The sequence below is a fragment of the Levilactobacillus suantsaii genome (assembly GCF_004115745.1).
Lineage (GTDB): Bacteria > Bacillota > Bacilli > Lactobacillales > Lactobacillaceae > Levilactobacillus > Levilactobacillus suantsaii.
Window position 1 is genome coordinate 60656 of sequence record NZ_QXIL01000002.1, and the last position, 22463, is coordinate 83118.

Consider the following 22463-nt stretch of genomic DNA (forward strand, 5'->3'; position numbering starts at 1 on the left):
TTCAGTATTCTCTATTGCAGTATAGCATAGGCTTCCCCAGATTTTCAGCGTTAGCGGTCAGAATCCCGGATTTAACGCTTTCTTAACCCTTCGGCAGGATGGTCGCGACGGTTGATTGACTCTGCGCAAAGAACGCCGTGGCGAGTGTTTCCGGGTCCTCGAAGCGTAAGGCCTCCAGGATGGCTAATTCATCGAACAAAGTCGACCCCGCAAATAGCGGCCCTGAATATTGATTGGCGATGGCTTCCGGCGAATTGATAGCGCCAATCAACCGGCCAATCGCTTCCCGTTTGACCAGATCAAACTGAGGTTGAGCGGCTTGTAACTGTTGCGGGACAGCCGCCAAGATGGCCTGCATTTCCGCAACGAACAGCTCCGGTTGGTCGGTATCCGTTGCCAGTTGCCCGAAGTGTGCCCCTCGTTGCGTCACGAAATCGTACCCAAAGCTATCATCAATCACGTTAGCATCGTACAAGCGTAAGTAATTATCACTGGTATCGTTGAACAGCAAATCAAAGGCTAACGAGACAGCCACGTTATACCGCAAGCCTTCACGACCAGTCGGGACGGTATCGTAGCCTCGCAGACCCAAGCTAACCTTAGGCCGAACAACGGTCAATGACTTGGTCGTGTGGGCCACGACCTGATCAGGAGCCGTTTGTGGGCTGGCGATGCGCTTAAGTGGTGTGACTGGAGCAAAAGTCTTGCGGGCCTGATTAGCCTCAATCCACGCTAACGTTTGCTCAGGATCCAAATCCCCCACCACAACTAAATCCATATTGCTGGGGTGATAAAAGGTCTGGTAAGCCGCGTATAGATTATCTGCCGTGATTTTATCGATGGAATCAACCGTCCCGGCAATGTCGATATGCAACGGCTCTTTAGGATAAAGATTACCAATCATCCCGAAATAACTCTGCCAGCCTGGGTCAACATCGTACATTTGAATTTCCTGGCCGATGATGCCCTTTTCCTTGTTGACTGTGGCCGGCGTGAAGTATGGATCCTGCACGAAATCTAACAGGATCTCCAAATTAGCTCGCAGCTGACTCGTGGTCGCAAAGAGGTAACTGGTCTGGGTGAAGCTGGTAAAGGCGTTGGCACTGGCACCGTACTTTCCGAACAGGTCAAACGCATCGTGATCTTGTTTTTCAAAGAGCTTATGTTCCAAAAAGTGGGCAATCCCATCCGGAAAGCGGACCGGTTCAGTCTGGCCACGTGGTACGAAATGGTTATCAACGGAGCCGTAATCGGTCGTCATAATCGCAAAAGTCTTGTGGAACCCCTGCTTAGGTACCAAGACCACCTTCAAGCCGTTGGCTAAAGTGGTCCGGTAAACGGCCTCTCCTAACCGGGCATAGGTTTGTTTAGTCAGCATTATGTGCACCTCCATGTAAGCAGTAGGTCGCTTGCAGCGTGACCTGTTGGGCGACCCGTTGCACGTCGGCTACCGTGACTGCCGCTAAAGCTTGACGTCATTGGTCTAGTGACGTCGTAACCTGCGTCAACTGGGCGTTAAGGCGGCCATTCAACAATCGTTGCGGGCTATCCAGGATGGTCAACCGCGCATTCAACAGACTGGCCTTGACTTCCGCCAGCTGATTGCCCGGAATCTCACCACGCTGTAAGACCGCAACTTGGTCCGCAATGATGGCTAGCACCCGTTGCTGGTTTTCGGCTTGGATTCCCGTTTGCACACTGATGGTTCCCGTATAGGGATTGTAACTGCTGCTGGCGTAGTAAGCTAGACTCGCCTTTTCTCGCACCGTTGTGAACAATAACGAGAGCGGCGTGCCACCGAAGAGGGCGTTAAAGACCACGGTCGCCATGAAGTCCGCGCTGTTGCGGTAAACCGGTACCCGGTAAGCCAAGTTCAACTTAGCTTGCGTGACGGGTGCCCAATCATCACCAGCCTGGACCGTCGTACGGGGTTGCCAGTGATAGTACGGCAGCTCCGCCTGGGTGGACCGTTCGGCTAATGGCCAGGTCGCCAGGGCCGCTTGGGCCCGGTCGGCCGTCACGTCACCAATAATGGCCACGTGAACAGCGTCGTGGGCCAACATGTCGTGGTACGTGGCTAAGATATCCGCAGCCGTCAGTTGGCCTAAAGTCGTGATGTCGCCTAACGCACTCATTGCCTGGGTTGGTTGCCCAGCAAACAACAATTCCTGCAAACGACGGTTAGCCAGATACTGTTTATCGTCGTCTAGCGACTTGATGGCCGTCAACAAGTTTTGGCGTTGCTGAGTGAACGTGGTCGGGTCGAACTGTCCGTGGGGCAATAACGGCTCAAACAAAACTGCCTTTAAAAAGGCCATCCCCCGTTCAAAGAGCGGTGTGGTGTCCGGGTAGTCGGCGAGATACTGCTCATCGACCACCGAGCAGGTCAACCGAACGATGTGTTGGGTGCCCGCCTTCAAGACTGAGATGCCAAAGTTGGCGCCGTACATCGCCGAAAGCTGTCGGGCCAAAGCCGTTTGGGTGGGATACGCCGCGGTGCTGGTCTCTAAGACCTGGGCCATCAAGGCACGTGCCGTAATCGCTGTGGCTTTCAGCGGCGTCACAAAATCTACCTTGATGCCAATGGTTTTGAATTGTTTCGTGGGTAACAGGTCCAAAGTTACCCCGTTTTGACTGCGTAACTGCACACGCAACTGCCTCCTTAGCTAATTCCTAACGGTGTTTAATGATAAGGGAAGTGCCGGCTAAATACAAGCTAGTCGGCAATCAAAAAAACGGGCTGACCTGCGCCAGAACCCGGTTTGATTTCATCCAATGGTTATTTTTTCAACAACGGCGTATCCACGTTTTGACCAAACCATTTCTCGTTGATTTTGGCCAGTGTGCCGTTAGCCGCTAAGCGTTTAAGGCCCGCATTGATCTTCTTACGCATGGTGGTGTCCCCCTTACGCAATCCAACGGCAAACTGTTCCTTGGGGAAGCTCCCGGTAATGACCTTATAGTCTTCCGGGTGCGCTTGGTGCTTGACGTAGTAGTTGGCGTAGGTACTATCAATCAACAGTCCCTGAATCCGCCCCGCGTTCAAGTCGATAAAGGCATTGGTGAAGGAATCGTATTGAATAACGTTGTGGTCCTTGATCCGGTCCTTCAATAACTTCGGGTGACTTTCAATGTCGTTATATCCCGACGACCCGCTTTGGGCACCTAAGACCTTATTGGTCATGTCCTTAAATGAGTTGATGTGGTCCTTTTTCAGGGTGACCAAGACCTGGTCGTTATTCAAGTAAACGTCCGAAAAGGCCACCTTTTTAGCCCGTTGTGGCGTGATAGAGAACCCGTTCCAAATCAAATCAATGGTTCCGTTGTGCAGTTCGGTGGCGTTCATCGACCAGTCGATGGACTGGAAGTCAACTTTCATGTGGTATAACTTAAAGACCGCTCTGGCCAAATCGATATCGTACCCGACTAGTTTACCGCTCTTCTGGCGAAAGCCCATGGGCACGAACGTGTCGTCCAAGCCGACGACGACCCGCCCCCGCTTTTGCAGCTTGGGCCAAGTATCTTGCGTATTGGCGCGTTGAGTCACGTTACTACAACCAGCTAAGCTCACGCCGAGACCAATCAGAAGACTGACGCCCAAAACCCAGCGCACTAATCGTCGCATGTTCATGACGCATCCCTCCTCTTAAGCCTGTTTGGGTTCAACCCGTAACATCTGATCTGCAATCGTTTCAGCAAAGGGCATGTCATGGGTGACCACGATTTGTGTCATCCCCTGCTGTTTCAAGTTCAAAATAATTTGTTCGACTTCGTGCCGTAAGTCGGGGTCTAACGCCGACGTTGGTTCATCGTAGCACAATAACTTGGGGTGCATCGCGAGTGCCCGCACAATAGCCACCCGTTGCTTTTGGCCCCCGGAGAGTTCGTAAGGATAGAGGTCCGCTTTGCCCCCCAGGTTCAGTCGCTCTAGTAAGGTCTGAGCTTCCTGATTCACGGACTTGATATCCTTTTTCAACATCATGGTGGGCGCTAACGTTACATTTTGTAGGACCGTCAAGTTCGGAAACAGTTGAAAGTCCTGGAAAACGACGCCAATCACGGCATCGTTATCACGGTTAGTGGCGGGATCGAACGCTTGACCATCAAGGAAGAATTTTCCGCCATCAACAGGGGTCAATCCACTAATACACCGTAACAAGGTGGTTTTCCCGGCCCCGGAAGGCCCGACGATGGTTAAGATCTGACCGTCAGCTACAGTCAAATCAACGCCGTCCAAGATGACCTTGCCATCAAACTTCTTGGTAATTTGTTTCAGCTCTAACATCTTGTTCCCTTCCTTTCGTTAACGCCAGTAACTATAGTGTTTCTCCAACCGCCGTAAGACCAACGTGCAAACAGCCGTCAACAGTAAGTAGATAATGGCCACGAGTACCATCGGCAAAAGCGTCACGTCCCGGGCCATGGCCACGTTACCAGCCCGCAAAAGGTCACCCAACCCGATAACGTAAACTAAAGACGAATCCTTAACCAGGTTGATGACTTCGTTCCCAATGGAAGGTAACACAATCTTGACCACTTGCGGAATCACGATTTTGCGTAGCGTTTGCCAGTTAGTCAACCGCAAGACCCGCGCACTTTCATACTGGCCCACGGGGATGGCTTGCAAACCGCCCCGAAAGATTTCCGCGAAGTACGCCGTGTAGTTGAGGATAAAGGCGAAAAGCGCCGCTTCGTAGCGGGGAAAAACGATGCCGATAATCGGTAACCCGTAAAAAACGAAAATCAATTGCAACAGTAACGGGGTTCCCCGCATCAACCAGACGTACAGGTTGATGATCCAGGTCAACGGTTTAAACTTGGTCAGCATCCCTAACCCAATCAGAATCCCGAGGGGAATGGAAATAATAATGGTCCAAAAGAATATCGATAACGTCATTCCCGTTCCGGAAATCAATGACGGTAAAATTTCGCTAACGTAGTGCATTTTGACTCCTCCTTCTCAACTAAAAAACGTCCACTTGGAACTTAATCCAAGAGGACGTTTGACCGCGGTGCCACCTCAATTTTCGACGGGCTCACGCCACGCCGACTCAGGGAGTTCCCCGCAACTTTACCATTAAAAAACGTCCCCTCAGACCCGTAGGCCTAAGAGGACGATCACATCGTGGTTCCACCCCTGTTCGTTAAACCATCACTGGTTTAACCTCAGTGAGTTGCAAGCAACTCCAGCGATAACGGGCTAACCCGAATCATCCTACTCAAATTCAGACGACCAACTCACAGATGTGCTTCGCGTAACTGTCGACACCCTTTTCCATCATCCGGGCTTTCTAATGTCCGCACAGCCAGCTACTCTTCTGCTCAATGTTTTACTTCATTGACAACATACTACGATTTTTTGGCGCAACCGTCAACCCCATATTGAAAAAAGGTATCCGGGAATTTAGCCACGGTGGAACCAACTGCTGACGCGGTGCCAGAAGCCAGGTTGACCCTGATCCTCGATTTTCATCAACGGTACAGTCTCGCCTTCCATTCGCCGGGCGACGTTGCGGTAACCTTGCGAAGCGGGGTTATCCGTGTTCATCACGATGGGTTCCCCTTGATTCGAGGTGGTAATGACCGCATCATCGTCAAAAATGATACCTAATAGTTCAATCCCCAGATGGTGCGTAATCTCATCGATATCCATCATGGTACCGTCCTGCATCATATTACGGCGAATCCGGTTGATCAATAATCGCGGGGCTTCCGTCAATGGGTGCTGCTCCAACAGGCCCACAACTCGGTCCGCATCACGCACGGCAGAGATTTCCGGCGTCGTCACGACGATGGCCGCATCGGCCCCCGCCACGGCGTTCATGAAACCTTGTTCGATTCCCGCTGGGCAGTCGATTAAGACATAGTCGTATTCCGGTTTCAGCTCATCGACGATGGCTTTGACCTGTTCTGGTTTTAACGCCGTTTTGTCCGTGTTTTGGGCGGCTGGCAACAGGTATAGCTTGTCGTCGAACCGTTTGTCTTTGACCAACGCCTGCGGTAACTTGGCGCGACCCTCGGCCACATCCACGATGTCGTAGATAATCCGGTTATCTAGCCCCAACACGACGTCTAAATTCCGTAATCCAATATCTAAATCCATCAAGCAGACCCGCTTGCCCATCAAGGCCAGGGCGGTTCCAATATTGGCACTGGTCGTAGTCTTACCAACGCCGCCCTTACCAGAGGTGATCACAATTGCTTTACCCATTCTAAATTCCTCCGATCTGGTTATAGAGCTTCGGGTTAATCTTTTTCAGTTGATCTAATTGCCCGTAAGACAGCACGTGTAAGTCATTGACGTACGCAATCGTCTGGTTGGAAGCCGCTAATTCGTTTGCTTCCACGATGTCGAATTGCTCCGCGATGCGCACTTGTTGTGCCGTCTGCAGGTTCCCCATGATCAACTTGGTTTCATCCTCGGGATAACCCGCTTGTAAAATACCGTTCACGTTGCCCATCGAGAAAATATTCCCCGTAGTGCAGAGTTTCCCACCCTCATGGATGGTCCCCAAAAAAAGAACGTCGCCTTGCATTTCCACGTCTTGACCGTTACGAATGACCTTACTCAATAAGTGAACGTTGTCGCGTTCCTTGAGTTGTAGGGCATCCGCGATAGTCATGACGTTGGCCGTCATTTTGTGAATCTCAAAACGCGGGTATTGGCTCACCAAATGCTCGATCCGTTGCTTTTCTTCGGCCGTTAGAATCCGGTCCTCCGTGAGGACGTCTAACGAGATTTTGCCCGCATCGGCTTTGGGGTCCACCCTTAAATTCTCCAACAATGTTTTCAAATCAATCATCACTTGGTCCAGACCTGCAGACTGTTTAATGACCAAGTCATAACCGTTTTGTGTTCCACGTAATACGGCAGCTTGCATAGCGTTCGTTCCCTTCAACCTATTTTAACCAATTATACACCCAACGAATGGGGAAATATAAAACAACAAACAGGGCGAGATTTAGAGCCAACGTCGGGCCTAACGTGTTTACTAAGAAAGCACTGCCGGCCATACTGGTCAAATGTACCATCCGACTTGCCAGATAGCTCAGCGCTTCAATGACCGTAATGTCAATAAAGTAAATCAACAAGCCGCTTAAAAAGTTGGGACTAATGTAACCCATGACCTGGCGAGTCAAATAGACCACCAGGGGAAAGATAAAGACGTAAACCCCAAAAATTCCTGTGTAGTAGAGGTCAAATACCGCACCGGCGATTGCCCCCCAACGAGCAATCGGAATCTCGTAACGGTCCTCAAACAAAACTGCACAAATCAACCACAAGACGACCAGGTGACTGACCATGGTCGCCGTAGGCTGAAAGAGTTGTGCGCCAAAGATTTGGCTAATCGACCCGTCCAGAAACAACATGAGGATTAACCCAATGGGAAACCCGAACCGTAATTTAGATAATCGATACACGTTCGATCCCCCCTACTGTTTCGTTACGGCAACCGTCACGATGTTCAATTCACTCAAATCCGTGGCTGGCGTAATGTGTAACTTCGTCGATAACCCGTAATCGTCACCACTAGCTTTGGCAACCTTACCTACGTATAAGCCCTTTGGCGTAACGCCGCCTAAACCACTGGTCACAACTTTATCACCCTTACTAATCTTGGCTTTGGTAGTCAAGTTGTTCATGGTGATTTCGCCGGTATCCGCGTTATAACCACTCAAGACTCCGTTGACGGTCTTGCCCGACTTGGTGGTAATGGATACCGCGAACCGGTTAGCCGAATCATTATTGTCCGTGATCAGTTCCACCTTGGAATTGGTCTTATTCACTTCGGAGATTCGCCCCACTAAGCCAGAACCAGACATAACGGGCATGTTTTTAACAACACCCGCCGAAGATCCCTTGTTGATGATGACTTGGTTCTGCCAAGATGAAGGCGTCCGCGTGATGACCGCCGCCGAAATGGCGGAGTAATCAGTCAACGAATCATTCAGCTTAATCTGCTTCTTCAACTGTTTGTTTTCTTTAGCCAGAGTTTGGTCGCGGACCTTCGTCTGGGCCAGCTCACTCACCTGTTTTTTGAGCTGTTGGTTTTCCTGATAGGTGTTCAAAAGCTCCGACACAGCACTCACAGAACCACGTAGACCGTTCGCTGGTAAGGCGACTACCCGGTCAGCTAAACCAACAATATCATTACCAAACTGTTGCACGAGTGGCGGGGTGGCTTTCTTGTTACGAACCGCTACAGATACCGTCATCAAGGCAAAAGCAACAATCACGCAGACGATCACAATGACCAGCCGGCGATTGAAAGAAAATTTTTGCATGTTTGACCTCCATCTTGTTTATCCGGCTAACGGCGAGGTGTTAGCTGGTAACAATAAAGAAGCGGGAAGCCGCCTTCCCGCTAGTCCCTATTTTTTCTTCATGACATCGATACTCTTTAAGGACTCACCGGTACCGGAAGCCACGCAATCCAACGGATCATTGGCGATGGAGACGGGAACCTTAGTTGCTTCCGCAATCACTTCTGATAAGTTTTTCAGCAGTGCACCGCCACCCGTCAAGACGATTCCGTGGTCGATCACGTCAGCCGCAATTTCGGGCGACGTTTCTTCCAAGGTCTCGCGGATAGCCGTAATCACGCTTTGAACGGGTTCTTGGATGGCCTTCGCCACATCGGTCGCCGAAACTTCGACACCCTTAGGCAAGCCCGTCACGAGGTCCCGGCCCCGAATCGTGGCCCCCTCGATTTTGGCTGCATCCTCAACGGAAGCTGACCCAATATCCATCTTTAACTTTTCAGCCGTCCGTTCCCCAATCAAGAGATTGAAGTTCGTCCGGACGTACGTCGCAATCGCGTCATCCAATTTGTCACCAGCAACCCGAATCGAGCGGCTGGACACGATGCCGCCCAATGAAATCGTGGCCACGTCGGTGGTTCCACCACCCATATCGACCACCATGCTCCCGGTCGGGTCCATCACGGGGAGACCCGCACCAATCGCGGCAGCGAATGGTTCTTCAATCACGTATGCGTCACGTGCACCCGCAACCCGGGTCGCATCGATGACGGCCCGCTTTTCAACTTCAGTCACACCACTTGGAACGCAGACCATCACGTATGGCTTCCCACTGGAGCGCCCTACTGTTTTTTCGATGAAGTATTTCATCATGGCGACCGTGGTATCGTAATCCGCAATGACCCCATCTTTCATGGGCCGAATGGCCACAATGCTAGCCGGCGTCCGACCAATCATTGCCCGTGCATCTTCACCAACGGACACAATTTCCCCCGTCTTTGTGTTCTTGGCGACAACGGAAGGTTCGCGTAGAACGATTCCCTTACCGTCAACGTAGACAATCGTATTGGCGGTACCCAAATCGATTCCAATATTTTTCGTTCCTAATCCGAACACTGTGTTTCATCCCTTCATTGTCAACAAAATTATTTATGTTTTTTGTCTTAGTCATTGATAGACGTATTATAACATACCTATCTGCGTGAAAACACGTCGTCACCGATAAGAATACCGAACTTTTAGGGAGAAAGGAACACTTACCGATGATTTTAATTAGATTTTAAGACTTCCACGCCCAATTCCCGGTATACGGGGCTTAACGGCCCTTAGAATTGGCATCAGCAGGGTCATCGTCTTTGAAATAATGCCGAACCTCCGAGATAAAATATAACGATCCCGTTAACAACAACAGGTCTTCAGCCGACATCTGCCGTAACGCTTGCTGCAATGCGGTTGGCCAGTCCTTAGCCATACTGATACGGTCATGTGTTGTCACCACGTCTTCTAGTTCACTCGGTGTTGCCACTACCCGGTTGGCCGGTCCGTTGAACTGGGTCACAATCAAATGGACGTTGGGAAGTGTCAGTAGCGTGTGCACCATCTTAGTGTACTGTTTATCGGCTAAAACGGCGAGGATGATGTACACCTCGTTGGTCGCAAAGTGGCGGTGTAAGAGCTGGGCCAACTCAACCATCGCCGGTTCGTTATGCGCGCCGTCAATTGCAATCAATGGTTGAGTCGTTAACCGTTCGAACCGCCCCGGCCAAGCCGTATGGGCTAACCCCCGCCGAATCGTCGCCGCAACGACCTGACCGTGTTGCAACTGCTGAAACTGGATAAAGGCGGTCAACGCTGTAGCGGCATTATCGATCTGGTACTGCCCCAGTAGATCAATCTGCAGGCGCTGATACTGGAAGGCTTGATACTGATACGTGAACCGTTCGCCCCACTGGTCTTCTGGCTGATTAGTGACGTCGAAGTCACGGCCCAACGCTACGACCTGTGTCTGCTTAGTTTGTGCCGTCTGGTCCATCACGGCCAAAGCGTCCGGTGACAGCCGGCCACAAACTACTGGTACCTGCGCCTTGATGATACCGGCCTTTTGGTGGGCGATTTCGGGAATCGTGTCCCCTAGAATCCGCATGTGGTCCAGCCCAATGGTCGTAATCACCGAGATTGCCGGGGTGATGATGTTGGTGGAATCGTAGAGGCCGCCTAAGCCCACTTCGACCACCACCACGTCGACCGGATGAGCGGCAAAGTAACAAAACATCAGTGCCGTGTCGATTTCAAATTCGGTCGGGCCCTTAGTGTCGAGTTCGGCATCCAGTTGGGCGACTACCGGTGGGACCCGGTTGACCAACTGGATCAACTCATCGTCGCCGATAGGCTGGCCGTCCGTACTGATGCGCTCGTTGAACCGGGTGATAAAAGGCGACGTAAAAGTCCCGACCGTTTGCCCATCCGCCATTAAAAGGTCCCGCAAAAACGCCACTGTCGACCCTTTCCCGTTGGTCCCCGCTACGTGAATCATGGTTAACTTATCTTGCGGATTGCCCAGCAACGCCATAAAATGCCGCATCCGGTCCAAGGTCGGTGCCTTTTTAAATTGGTCGCGGCCATGAATAAAATTCAATGCTTCGGTATACGTTGTGATCAAAAAATACCACTCTCCCGCTAAATTCTCTGTCTCTTACTGTACCAAATTTTGACCCAAACCGTTAGGTCCAAAAAGCGTGTGCCGGCAGTTTTGTCGGCACACGCTTTAACTCATCATTCATTTAAATGGCGCTCAACCGCGCGACAGCGCTGACCAGCTACTATCGCCCGACCAATTGGGAACCTTAAAGGCCCCTTAATGGCTTAAAGTTGGGCTTTGATTTCCGCTAAGCGGTCCTGCGTTGCGGCCAACTTCTTTTGGTTGTCCGTCTGCTTTTCCCGTTCGGCGTTAACCACGTCTTCAGGAGCGTTGGCCACGAAGCGGTCGTTGCCTAACTTCTTCGTCGCCCGCTCTACTTCGGCAGTATACTTAGCCGCTTCCTTAGTCAATCGCGCGGCTTCATCGTTTAAGTCTACCAGTTCAGCTAACGGTACCGAGATTTCGGCTGAAGTGATGACCGCCGTCATGGCTAACTTCGGTGCGACTAGATCTGCGCCGATTTCCAAGTTCTTCGGGTGTACGAACCGGTCGATATACTCGCGGTTGGTCTCAAAGACGGTCTGGAGTTTAGTATCGTCGGTCTTGATCTGTAAGTCGATTGGCGTGGACATTGGTGCATTGGCCTCAGCTCGAATGTTCCGGACCGCTTTGATCAAGTCAATCAGACTGGTCATGTCGCTTTCAGCTGTGGCGTTGTCGAATTCTGGATGGTCGACTGGATAAGCCGCCGTGACTAACGATTGGCCGTCATGGGGCATCGCTTGCCAGATGGCTTCCGTGACGAACGGCATAATCGGTTGCAAGAGCCGTAACGTTTGGTCCAAGACGTAGGCTAATAAGTCCTGCTTATCTGCCTTGGCCGCCTCGTCGTCACCCGTCAAGACTTGCTTACTCATTTCGATGTACCAGTCACAAAAGTCGTTCCAGATGAAGTTGTACAAGGCTCGTCCGGCTTCACCGAAATCGAACTTGTCGAACATGGTCGTAACGTGCTTGACCGTGGCATTTAAGCGGCTCAAGATCCACTTGTCGGTCAAATCCCACTTCTCTGCCGCGGGAACGACAGGCTTGGTCTGGTCACCCAAGTTCATGATGACGAACCGACTGGCGTTCCAAATCTTATTGATAAAGTTCCAAGCCGCGTCCATCTTCTTGTAGCTGAACCGGACGTCTTGCCCCGCCGTCAACCCCGTTGAGAGGAACCAGCGCAAAGCATCGGCCCCGTACTTGTCGATAACGTCCATCGGGTCAATCCCATTCCCCAGGGATTTGCTCATCTTGCGACCCTCTTCGTCACGAATCAACCCGTGTAACAGCACGTGTTTAAACGGCCGTTCGCCAGTAAATTCAAGACTTTGGAAAATCATCCGGGAAACCCAGAAGAAGATGATGTCGTAACCGGTCACTAACGTATTGGTTGGGAAGTAGCGCTTGAAATCAGCACTGTCTTCATCCGGCCACCCCAACGTTGAGAACGGCCACAAGGCACTGGAGAACCAGGTGTCCAAGACGTCGGGATCGCGATCCCAATTTTCCGGATCTTTCGGGGCCGTTTCGCCCACGTAGATTTCACCGGTCTGCTTGTGGTACCAAGCTGGAATCTGGTGCCCCCACCAAAGTTGCCGAGAGATGACCCAATCATGGGCATTTTCCATCCACTGTGTGAAGGTGTGTTCGAACCGTTTCGGCACGAAGTCCACGGCCCCATCACTCTGTTGGTTCTTCAACGCTTTTTGCGCCAGTGGTTGCATCTTCACGAACCATTGGGTGGATAAGCGGGCTTCGACTTGGACCCCGGTCCGTTCGGAATGACCGACGGAATGAACGATTGGTTTGACCTGCAACAGTAAACCTTGTTCATCCAAATCCGCGACCATGGCCTTACGCGCTTCAAAGCGGTCCATGCCGTTGTACTTACCGGCCTTCTCGTTCATGGTGGCGTCTTCGTTCATGGTGTTGATCCGTTCCAAATTATGGCGATTCCCAACCTGGAAGTCATTCGGGTCGTGGGCCGGCGTAATCTTCACCATCCCGGTCCCGAAGTCGGGGTCGACGTATTGGTCCGCAATGATCGGAATCTCGCGGTCAGCTAACGGCAAAACAACCTTGGTCCCCACCAGTTCCTTGTAGCGCTCATCACTCGGGTTGACGGCCACGGCGGTGTCTCCCATCATGGTTTCAGGCCGCGTGGTCGCAATCTCAATGTAGTGGTTACCGTTAAAGGTTTGGTTAGGATCCACGAACGGGTACTTAACGTGGTAAAAGGCACCCTTGTCGTCCTTGTGAATCACTTCGATGTCGGACAACGCCGTCCGGGCTTGCGGATCCCAGTTGATGATGTATTCGCCCCGATAGATCAAGCCCTGCTTGTACAGTGAGACGAAGACCCGCTTAACAGCATCCGATAGCCCGTCGTCCAAAGTAAACCGTTCACGTGAATAGTCTAATGATAAGCCCATCTTGGCCCATTGCTGGTGAATCGTGTCCGCGTATTCGTCTTTCCATTCCCAGACCTTTTTAATGAAGGCTTCGCGACCTAAGTTGTACCGGGAAATGCCCTGCTCGCGGAGCTTAGCTTCCACCTTGGCTTGCGTCGCGATACCGGCATGGTCCATCCCCGGTAACCAGAGCGTATCGTACCCTTGCATCCGTTTTTGCCGGATCAACATGTCTTGTAACGTGGTGTCCCAAGCGTGTCCTAAATGTAGTTTCCCGGTGACGTTCGGTGGGGGTAACACGATTGAATACGGTTTTGCTTGTGGGTCCCCACTGGGTTTGAAGACGTCTTCGTCCAACCAAGTCTGGTACCGGCCCGCTTCCACGGCGGTCGGATCATACTTCGTGGGCATGTCTACTGTTTTATCTGCCATACCTCTCATTTCCTTTCTCTTTACCGGTCACAATGGTACAAAAAAACTTCGTCCTAATTCAAAATTAGGACGAAGTCATTCGCGGTACCACCTAAATTGGGTAATTGCTACCCCACTTATCTTCGTTGTTAACGGAGTGTGCTCCGGTACCGACTTACGTTTAATTTCAGTCGATCAGCTCACAAGTTACTTTCACCCGCCACGGTCGGCCACTTTCCAGCTCTCGTGACTCTCTGTCTCGACCGTAACGACTTACTCGCTTGCTCACAGCTATTTACTCTGTAGTTTACCCAATTTTAAGCTAAGCGTCAACACGTGGCACTAACTTTTCCAAAGCCGCCAGAGCCGCTAAGTAGTTGGGTTCTTCGGACTGTTCCGTCACAACCTGTCGATAAGTGATTTTCCCCGTGGCATCAATAATCCAGATAGAACGGGCTAGATTGCCGGCGTTTGGGATATACAACCCAGTCTCATACCCGAAGGACAACCCCTCGTCTGACAATAAGTCTACGTTGGTGACCCCTTCAGCTGCACACCAACCCGTTTGTTCGGCCACGGAATTATTCGATACCGTGTAAAACTTGGCTGCCGGATAGTGGTCCGCCTGTTGCGTAAATTTACGCGTCTGCAACGTGCAGACCGGGGTATCCAGATCCGGAACGACGCTGATCAAGCTCACTTGCCCAATCAGATTTGCCGTCTTCACCTTATTATTCTGTTGATCAAACAGCTTGAATTTAGGTAATTGGGTTCCCACTTCAGGGAGCTCGCCCGCTAAGGCCATCTTCTTACCGAGTCTTGTGACATCCACACAGATCACTCCTTAATATTTAGCCAGGTCAAAAAACTAGCTATTAGGTTAATTATGGCGCAGTCGCCCCCTAAAAAACAAGTAATTTGCCGGATAAGTTCGGGGGAACTAGCCTGGCATCTTCCCACTCAACTTGATGGCTTCGATCATAATCTGTGCACCGGTGACTAACGCCTGGTGGTCGAAGGTCATCCCCGGCACGTGCAGGCCGGGTGTCAGGTCACAGCCTAACCCCAACATCGTACTCTCTTTAGCCAAGCCATCGTAAGCGTAAAAGTGAAAATCATCACCGCCCTGCGTGGGCACTGGTGCCACCAATCCAGCCGTTCCCAACACGGTGGTAACGGCTTGGCTCATCGCCGCTACGGCCGGCTTGCTGGGGATTGCTGCGGGCGATAAGTCGTTTTCGTCTACTTGGATGTCGATCCCGTCAACGGCTACCGCCCGCATGGCCGTAAACGCCTGGTCCTGCAACTGATCCATCGACTCGTTGGTCCGGGCCCGCAAGTCAACGGCGAAGGTTCCCCTGTCGGGCACAATGTTCGACGACTCGCCGGCCTGAAACATGGTCGTAGTGATCGAGTAGGGCGTGGTCGTGGCCAACTTCAATTGCTTGAACCGTTCATTCAAGGTACTGAAAGCATCAATCACGTTGGCTCCTAACCAGGGTCGTCCAGCGTGGGCCGTTCGCCCCGTGATGGTCACCCAGTAGGTCCGCGTGGCAATATCTGGGAGCAAGGCTTCGGCCTGACCTAACGCGAGTTCACTTTGGGGGCAGACGTGCAACCCATATAACACGTCTAGCGGCGGTACTAAACCACTTTGAATCACCTTTTCGGCGCCAGTCACAGTCTCTTCAGCCGGCTGGAAAATAAGTTTCAACGTTCCTGGTAGTTCTGCTTCGTGGGTCTTAAAGTAGGCCGCAACCGCTAAAACAATGGCCATGTGCGCGTTGTGCCCACAAGAATGAAGGACTTGTGGTCGGCCTTGATAGACCTGTTTTAAAGCGTCGATGTCAGCCCGCATCCCCATCACGAACCGGTGGCCGGGATTTAACGTGGCCACCAAGCCCGTCATGTGCGCAAACTTCTGATACGCCACACCCAATTCGTCTAAACGCTGCGCCAAATAAGCCGTCGTTTGAACTTCATTGAAGGCCGTTTCGGCTCGGCTGGCAAGTTCATCAAAATCGGTTTGTAACTGTTGTGCATCTACCGTAATCGTTTGTGTGTCCATAATCATTCCCCCATTACTTACTGGTCTTATAAGCCGTCTTCAACGTGATGCCTTGCGCCGCCGCGTAGGTGACGCCTTTGAGTTGCGGGCTATTCAAGCGGGTGACTTGTCCTTGATTCAGGACCGCCACAGCCTGGTCACGCATCGCAATCTGGTTAGCTTGTTTGAAATCGGCGTACCGTTTTTGGGCGTTATCGGCGTCCACCCCGTTCGCTCGGGTGTAAGCCTGGTCAAATTTGGCATTGGAATAGTTTCCCGCGTTATTGTAATTATCAGTGTTGAGTAGCTGGAAGAACTCGGTCAATTCCGGATAAGAGGTAATCCAATTACTAAAGCCGAGGTCATAGCCTTGTTTTTTCTGCATGGTCGTGATGGCTTGGACCTTGGGCTGCACGTTGACCTTGAGACTGAGGCCCTTTAAGTATTTTTCCGTATTGGCCTGGACATACTCGGCGGTATTTTTGAAGGTGTCCACGTCGTAGCAGACCAGCGTCAAATTCAATTTTTTCAGTCCTAATTGACGCATCCCCTTGGCCCAATACTTCTTAGCCAATTGCGGATCATAGGCAACGGCGGACTTAACGGTGGAATCTAAAGCGAAGTCCTTGCCCGTTTGTGGATTCTTCGCGATATCTTCCGGTGCCATCCCGTAAGGCACCTTGGCGCCATTTTTCAACACGTTAGCCGTCAAGGTCTTCCGGTCGATGGCTAACGAGATTGCCCGGCGAATGTTACGGTTACGCATCGCCTTGTGGGCAAAGTTATACGCTAAGTAGTCGGTCTCACCACTTGGGTAACTCAAGTAGCCTGGTTGAGATTTTTCTTGAGCGGCCTGTTGTCCGGATAATGTGATGTTGTCTAACTTCTTAGATTGATATAACGCCAACGCGGTCTGCGGTGACTTAGCCACCTGAAACTTCACGGTCGTCAGCTTGACGTTCTTGTGATCCCAGTAATTAGGATTTTTCTTGAGCGTCCAACTCGACGAAGCCGCCGTCCAATTTTGTACGGTAAACGGTCCGTCATAGACCGTCTTCTTGGCGGAAGTCCCGTAAGCTTGACCGTACTTGGTCACGACCTTTTCGTTTAGCGGTAAGAAAGGCACCGACGCAACTAAGTATTTGAAATACGGCGTTGGTTGCGTCAATTGAACTTTCAGCGTCGTGGCGTTTACGGCCGTCACCCCGAGTTTCGTCGCTGCCATTTTCCCCGCTTCAATTGCCTTGGCATTTTTAATCGGTAAAAATTGGTAGGCATTGGCCGCTTTGGTCTTCGGCGTCACCGCCCGTTGCCAAGCAAAGACGAAATCTTTAGCGGTCAACGGATCGCCGTTACTCCATTTCAGGTTCCGCCGGAGTTTGAAAGTGTAGACGGTCTGGTCATTCGTCGGCTTGACCAAGGTTGTTGCCAAGCCGGGTTCGACCGTGGTGCTGTCCTTCATCCGGTACAGGCCCTCTTGAGCGTTGTTGACCGTTTCTTGGGCCCCAATGTCCGTAATCATGGTCGAATCTAACGACGAGATGTCGACCGGTTCCATGATGGTCGCCGTCTGTTGCGGACTGGCATCGGCCGCTTGACCACAACCCGCTAACGCTAAACCACTGCCGATAATAACTGTAAAACTGGTGAAACGTTTCAATAATTTTTGCATATGAAGTCCTCCTCAACACCCGAGCTATCCCGAGCATCACGCGATTGAGCAACGCCCAATCAGGCGCCACACCTAAACAAATTGCCGCTGGCTCATATGCCGATGATGTCGCTGCAGCTCCGTTACCGTATTCGTTGAATGACGCATCATCAATTGAAACATTTCGATCAGCTTCCTTTCTGTATAAAAAAATCCCCGCAAAGAAAATTCTTTGCGAGGACGACCGATATCGTGGTTCCACCTCTGATTTATAACGGCTTCACAACCGTTACCTCAGTAAGTTTAAGTAAACTTGGCTCGATTAACGGCGAGCGCCGGCCCCTCCTAATTAGCGTGACCCGTTCAGGTGGACTGCTAGTAGCTGTGTTTCAATTCAGGTTCGCCCTTTCAGCCTTGCGGACGATCTCTTAAATTAGAATTTACTTTGACTACTCATAGCATTTTTAATTTAAATTCATTTTAGGGGTTTTACCGGATTTGTCAAGAGAAAAGTTTAGCTGTCTAGGTAGTCACTAATAGCAGTTATCAGGCCCCATGACCGACAAACCCATTTTTCACTGTTTTCTCATAACTCGTCTAGCGACCACAAAAAAAAGCCACGACCAAAGTCGTAGCCTCATGCTTAATTTAGATAACTTACAGTAATTCCGCAAAGACGTCTTCATTTTGGTTCAAGAAGTTGTCTCCCGGGCGAATCTCTGTAATGGTGATACCGTCGAGCGCTTCTTTCATCAAACCTTCCACGTCGAGATGCTTTTCGTACTTCCGGGACTTCTCCAAGTCCGGCCGCGTCTTCGGTGCCGGTGGCGTGAAAATCGTACAGCAGTCCTCGTATGGCAGGATCGACAGGTCATAGGTGTCGATATTCTTAGCCACCTTGATGATCTCCGTTTTATCCATCGACAACAACGGTCGTAAAATCGGCATCGTCGTGACGTCGTTGATGGCTTCCATACTTTCCAGAGTCTGTGAAGCCACTTGGCCCAGCGACTCCCCGTTAAAGATCCCCTTGGCGTGCCGCATGTGTGCGACTGCCACGGCCAACCGCAACATCATCCGCCGCTGAATGGTCATCAGATACCCTTCCGGCACGGATTCTTTGACGGTTTCTTGAATCTTAGCGAACGGCACCTGAATGAATTGGATGCCCCCGGAGTACTTGGCCAACTTAGCGGTCAATTCCTTGGCCTTAGCCAACGCCTGTTCAGACGTGTACGGCGGACTGTAGAAGTGGACCATGTCCAGCTTGACGCCCCGGCGCATCCCATAGTAGGACGCAACCGGTGAATCGATGCCGCCGGATAACATCATGACGGCCTTGCCACCGGTGCCGACTGGTAACCCACCGGCTCCTGGAATGGTCTGTCCCGAGATGTAGACCCCGTTCATCCGTGCTTCCACGCGAATCTCCAAATCAGGATGTTTCATCTTGACTTGGATGCCGGGTACATTTTCAAGAACGTGACTCCCTAAAATATCGTTTAGTTGATAGGTGTCATATTCAAACGACTTATCTTGGCGCCGGGTGTTGATTTTAAAGGTCATCCCCGGTTTAAAGTCCGCCTGCGCTAACGCTAAAACGGTAGCCTTGATGGCGTCGATATCTTTGTCGACCTTCACGGACGGCGAGAAGTTTTCGATGCCGAACTCCCCCTTCAGCCGGTCCATGACCGCCGTCGAATCAGCCCCGTTCAAGGTCACGTGTAATCGATCGTGTTGGGCACGAACTTCCAAGCCATCGAACTCACTGAGTGCTTTACGCACGTTGTGACCCAATTGCTTGATGAAGTCTTTTTTGTTCTTGCCCTTCGTCGACAATTCACCGTAGCGGACCATGATTTCGCTATATTCCATTGCGCGACCCCTTTCGTGATTAGCGTAATTTCGCAAATTGTTGATAAAGTTGGTCGAAGACCTGGTTGAATTGTTTGGCCTCTTCCATGGTGTTGTGTCCGTCTAACGAGATCCGTACAGCGCTGGTCGCAATGTCGTCATCCACGGCCATGGCTTGCAACGTACTCGATTCGACGTGCTTCTTCGACGAGCAAGCACTCGTCGTCGAAATGTAAATCTGGTGTTCCTCAAACGCGTGGACGATGGTTTCCCCCCGGACTCCAGCAATCGCAAAGCACAGAATATGGGGCGCAAAGACCGGTAAGTCCTTCGAGAAAATCGTCACGTGGGCAAACTGTTCGATATGGTGCAGAATTGCCAAGCGAATGGCGCGTTGCCGCTCGACCTTTTGGGCCTCGTCCGTCAGCAACATCCGCAAGGCCTTCGCCATCGCGGCAATGGCCGGCAGATTTTCTGTTCCGGACCGCAAGTTCCATTCCTGACCACCACCGGCCATTAACGGTGCAATCTTCCGCCCTTGGCGCTTGTACATGAACCCAATTCCTCTAGGCGCGTGGAACTTATGCCCGGAGAAGGTCACGAAATCGACCCGGTCGTTGAAAATCAACTTGCCCAGGCCCTTGCCAATGCCTTGAACAGCATCGATGTGCCAGTGAATCTTGGGAAAATCACGCATGACGTCTGCAATTTCAGCCAACGGTTGAACCGCCCCAATTTCGTTGTTGACCGCCATGGTCGACACCAGAATCGTAGTCGGCCGGATGGCAGCCCGCAAATCATCCGCGGAGACGCGTCCATTCTCATCGACCGGCAGGTACGTGACTTCAAAGCCCAGCTGCTTGAGCTGTTCCATTGAATTATGCACTGCAGGGTGCTCGACTGCCGTCGTAATCAAATGATTGCCAAATTCGCGTTTGGCCATCGCGGTCCCTTTGATGGCCCAGTTGTCACCCTCGGTACCACCACTGGTGAATAAGATTTCACTCAGCTTAGCTCCGACCAGGTCGGCAATTTGTTGACGCGATTGTTCGAGGAGGTTGAAGGCCTGTTCCCCAAAGTTATGCAAGCTAGAGGGATTGCCCCAGTAGTTGGCACTAACCTTGGCGTAGGTATCGACAGCTTCCGGTGCGGCTTTGGTCGTCGCACTATTATCAAAATAAATCATGCTGAACCCTCTTATCTTTTTCTATTGGTTCGACTCCGATAGAAATTCTCACTCATTATAAACACATTCTGAAAATCCCACAAGCCTTACCCGCATTTCTGCAAGCAAAAAGCGCCCTTTTTGCCGGCTTACGCCGGAAAAAGTGACGCTAGAACCTTACTTTTGCGACTCATCATCATGTTTCGGTTTTTCACGACCTTTACGCTGATAATAGGCATCTTCCAGGCGTTTATACGATCCTGGTTCCACCTTATCCAGCTCCGTAGCGATCGTTTCCAACGCTTTTGCATACTCATGGTCCTCGTCAAATAATTTTTTAGCCTCTTGACTGGCTTTAGCCAAATCTTCATGACTAGCCTGGTAACGGTTTGCGTACTGCATCAGTTCCTCTGACAATTCGGCACTGTCGAGTAAATCGTCTGTCCGTTCACTTAAACTATCGAGGTCGGTCTGGATAATCAGCAGCTGTTTGGTGATCTGTTCCATGTCGATTTGTGGCTGGTCCATGTCGGTCGCCAACTGTTCGACCTCATTACGGACCACGAAGAAGTAATCCAGGTAATTCTGCGGGACGCCCGGCAAGTTTAGATTTTCGACCTGCCGCCGTAAACTATGTAGTTTAAAATCAAATTGTCGTAATGTTTCCCGCGCCTGTCGTTCTTCGTCAGCTAATCCAGCCACACTCTTTAAAACTTTCGCCTGCTGTTCTTCAATTTGCTTTAAATCTTTTTCTTGCTGTTGTTGATGAGCCAACACAATGGAATAGGTTGCCGCTTGACCAGTCAAGTTCTGCACATCCCGCTGGTAGATACCATCGATGTTGCGCAACTGTTCGCTAAGTTCCCGGGCCGTTTCCAACTCTTGGTGGTCCAACGTGTAGTTTTGTTTCAAGCGGTCCAACTCGGCCATTAGGCTTTGATTTTGGTTCTGGGCGTGGGCAATGAATCGCGCCACGTTATCCAAGTTCTCATCGACCGGCTTTTTCGCGTCGATTTCTGTTTGCATCAAATCATACAAATGGTCGATCTGGTCGGCGATGCGCTGGTTGATCACCTTTGCGTCGTCTGGCCGCAGATCCGCTAAGGCAGCTAAATTACCGTTGACCTGGTCAGCTACCTTTTGGATTAATCCGGGAATATCCGCATCCCCAAAGTGATAAGCCTCGTTTGACAGTTGTTCGTAACCGCTCTTCAACTCACTGATTTGATCAGGATAAACGGCTGTTAAATCTTTATATAGTGGTGGGATGGCTTTGATCAAATCTTCCAGTGATGCCGTATCGGCCTTTAATTGGCCCAATACATCCGAGGCCCGTTCGTGGTCCCCAGTTTGGGTCAACTGGGTGAAGGTATCGAAGTTATCTTCCAATTGACCCAACCGCTCTTCCAAGCCGTCGATACTCGGGCCAAAGGCAAAATTCTTGGCCAAAAGCGTCTTGCGGAGATCCTGGTATTTCTGTTCCAAATCCCGCACGGCCTGTCGATGTTGTTTATCGACTTCCTGTAAGGCAGCTAATTTGGTCTGAACGGTTTGCACCAACTCGTCCGTTTGACTGACCAGCAACGTATCCTTGGCCAAATCGCGGCGTAACTGAATCAAGTTCAGCCCACGTGAATCATTCTTGAGCTGCGCTAACTGGGCGTCAATCCGCTTGAAGCGGTCCTGGGTAATGTCCGCATAGTCGTTTTGGAGTTCCTCAAACTGGGTCAACGATTGCCCCGTCAAACTGAGTTGACTCACAAGTTTAACCTCGTCGGCAAGCGGAATAGCGACGAGTGATGCTTTTTTATCCGCCAAGGCCGTGACTTGCCGACGAATCCGTTGCTGATAAGCGAGAATGCCTACATAGACGATAATCGCGAGTATAACGATTCCTACGAGCACAACAGTTACCATGATTGACCCCATCCTTCATCCACATTTAAACGCTCAACGAGTTGTAAAAACGCTCGGTC

Annotated in this window: 18 protein-coding genes and 2 other annotated features; all 18 genes read right to left on the reverse strand. The window is 51.1% G+C overall.

The window, feature by feature from the left end:
* Positions 1 to 82: 82 nt before the first annotated feature.
* The 18 genes from yfmH to ezrA all read right to left on the reverse strand — a co-directional run bounded on the left by yfmH (position 83) and on the right by ezrA (position 22404).
* On the reverse strand, positions 83 to 1375 hold the full coding sequence (gene yfmH, locus DXH47_RS01265; protein ID WP_404819999.1) for an EF-P 5-aminopentanol modification-associated protein YfmH: 1293 nt from the start codon (positions 1373 to 1375) through the stop codon (positions 83 to 85).
* Between the two features lie 100 nt (positions 1376 to 1475).
* Positions 1476 to 2648 carry an EF-P 5-aminopentanol modification-associated protein YfmF gene (gene yfmF, locus DXH47_RS01270; protein ID WP_225423474.1) on the reverse strand — a complete coding sequence of 391 codons (1173 nt, stop codon included), beginning with the start codon at positions 2646 to 2648 and terminating at the stop codon, positions 1476 to 1478.
* 131 nt (positions 2649 to 2779) lie between these two features.
* Positions 2780 to 3625 (reverse strand): amino acid ABC transporter substrate-binding protein, encoded by an 846-nt coding sequence (locus DXH47_RS01275; protein WP_129031414.1) that lies wholly within the window; start codon positions 3623 to 3625, stop codon positions 2780 to 2782.
* Positions 3626 to 3646: 21 nt separating this feature from the next.
* Positions 3647 to 4285, reverse strand: a complete 639-nt coding sequence (locus tag DXH47_RS01280; RefSeq protein ID WP_129031279.1) for an amino acid ABC transporter ATP-binding protein — start codon at positions 4283 to 4285, stop codon at positions 3647 to 3649.
* 18 nt (positions 4286 to 4303) lie between these two features.
* Complete coding sequence (locus DXH47_RS01285) at positions 4304 to 4945, reverse strand: amino acid ABC transporter permease (protein ID WP_129031280.1); 642 nt, start codon at positions 4943 to 4945, stop codon at positions 4304 to 4306.
* A gap of 162 nt (positions 4946 to 5107) precedes the next feature.
* Positions 5108 to 5335 (reverse strand) — a binding site (T-box leader).
* Positions 5336 to 5404: 69 nt separating this feature from the next.
* Positions 5405 to 6211: a septum site-determining protein MinD gene (gene minD, locus DXH47_RS01290; protein WP_129031281.1), complete on the reverse strand. Its 807-nt coding sequence runs from the start codon at positions 6209 to 6211 to the stop codon at positions 5405 to 5407.
* A 1-nt stretch (position 6212) separates the two neighbouring features.
* Complete coding sequence (locus DXH47_RS01295) at positions 6213 to 6881, reverse strand: septum site-determining protein MinC (RefSeq protein WP_129031282.1); 669 nt, start codon at positions 6879 to 6881, stop codon at positions 6213 to 6215.
* A 19-nt stretch (positions 6882 to 6900) separates the two neighbouring features.
* A complete protein-coding gene (gene mreD / locus DXH47_RS01300; protein ID WP_129031283.1) occupies positions 6901 to 7422 on the reverse strand; it encodes a rod shape-determining protein MreD in 522 nt (173 codons plus the stop codon).
* 12 nt (positions 7423 to 7434) lie between these two features.
* Positions 7435 to 8286 (reverse strand): rod shape-determining protein MreC, encoded by an 852-nt coding sequence (mreC, locus tag DXH47_RS01305; RefSeq protein ID WP_129031284.1) that lies wholly within the window; start codon positions 8284 to 8286, stop codon positions 7435 to 7437.
* Between the two features lie 87 nt (positions 8287 to 8373).
* Positions 8374 to 9378, reverse strand: a complete 1005-nt coding sequence (locus DXH47_RS01310) for a rod shape-determining protein (RefSeq protein ID WP_129031285.1) — start codon at positions 9376 to 9378, stop codon at positions 8374 to 8376.
* 199 nt (positions 9379 to 9577) lie between these two features.
* Positions 9578 to 10921 (reverse strand): bifunctional folylpolyglutamate synthase/dihydrofolate synthase, encoded by a 1344-nt coding sequence (locus tag DXH47_RS01315; RefSeq protein WP_129031286.1) that lies wholly within the window; start codon positions 10919 to 10921, stop codon positions 9578 to 9580.
* 203 nt (positions 10922 to 11124) lie between these two features.
* Positions 11125 to 13791, reverse strand: a complete 2667-nt coding sequence (locus DXH47_RS01320; RefSeq protein WP_129031287.1) for a valine--tRNA ligase — start codon at positions 13789 to 13791, stop codon at positions 11125 to 11127.
* 62 nt (positions 13792 to 13853) lie between these two features.
* Positions 13854 to 14068: a binding site (T-box leader), on the reverse strand.
* Between the two features lie 24 nt (positions 14069 to 14092).
* Positions 14093 to 14602 carry a thiol peroxidase gene (locus DXH47_RS01325; RefSeq protein ID WP_129031288.1) on the reverse strand — a complete coding sequence of 170 codons (510 nt, stop codon included), beginning with the start codon at positions 14600 to 14602 and terminating at the stop codon, positions 14093 to 14095.
* Between the two features lie 108 nt (positions 14603 to 14710).
* Complete coding sequence (locus DXH47_RS01330) at positions 14711 to 15838, reverse strand: amidohydrolase (RefSeq protein ID WP_170954920.1); 1128 nt, start codon at positions 15836 to 15838, stop codon at positions 14711 to 14713.
* A 13-nt stretch (positions 15839 to 15851) separates the two neighbouring features.
* Positions 15852 to 17489 carry a peptide ABC transporter substrate-binding protein gene (locus DXH47_RS01335; RefSeq protein ID WP_129031290.1) on the reverse strand — a complete coding sequence of 546 codons (1638 nt, stop codon included), beginning with the start codon at positions 17487 to 17489 and terminating at the stop codon, positions 15852 to 15854.
* 636 nt (positions 17490 to 18125) lie between these two features.
* Positions 18126 to 19343 carry a tRNA uracil 4-sulfurtransferase ThiI gene (gene thiI, locus DXH47_RS01340; RefSeq protein ID WP_129031291.1) on the reverse strand — a complete coding sequence of 406 codons (1218 nt, stop codon included), beginning with the start codon at positions 19341 to 19343 and terminating at the stop codon, positions 18126 to 18128.
* 19 nt (positions 19344 to 19362) lie between these two features.
* Positions 19363 to 20508 carry a cysteine desulfurase family protein gene (locus tag DXH47_RS01345; protein ID WP_129031292.1) on the reverse strand — a complete coding sequence of 382 codons (1146 nt, stop codon included), beginning with the start codon at positions 20506 to 20508 and terminating at the stop codon, positions 19363 to 19365.
* 156 nt (positions 20509 to 20664) lie between these two features.
* Positions 20665 to 22404 (reverse strand): septation ring formation regulator EzrA, encoded by a 1740-nt coding sequence (gene ezrA / locus DXH47_RS01350; protein ID WP_225423475.1) that lies wholly within the window; start codon positions 22402 to 22404, stop codon positions 20665 to 20667.
* Positions 22405 to 22463 lie beyond the last annotated feature (59 nt).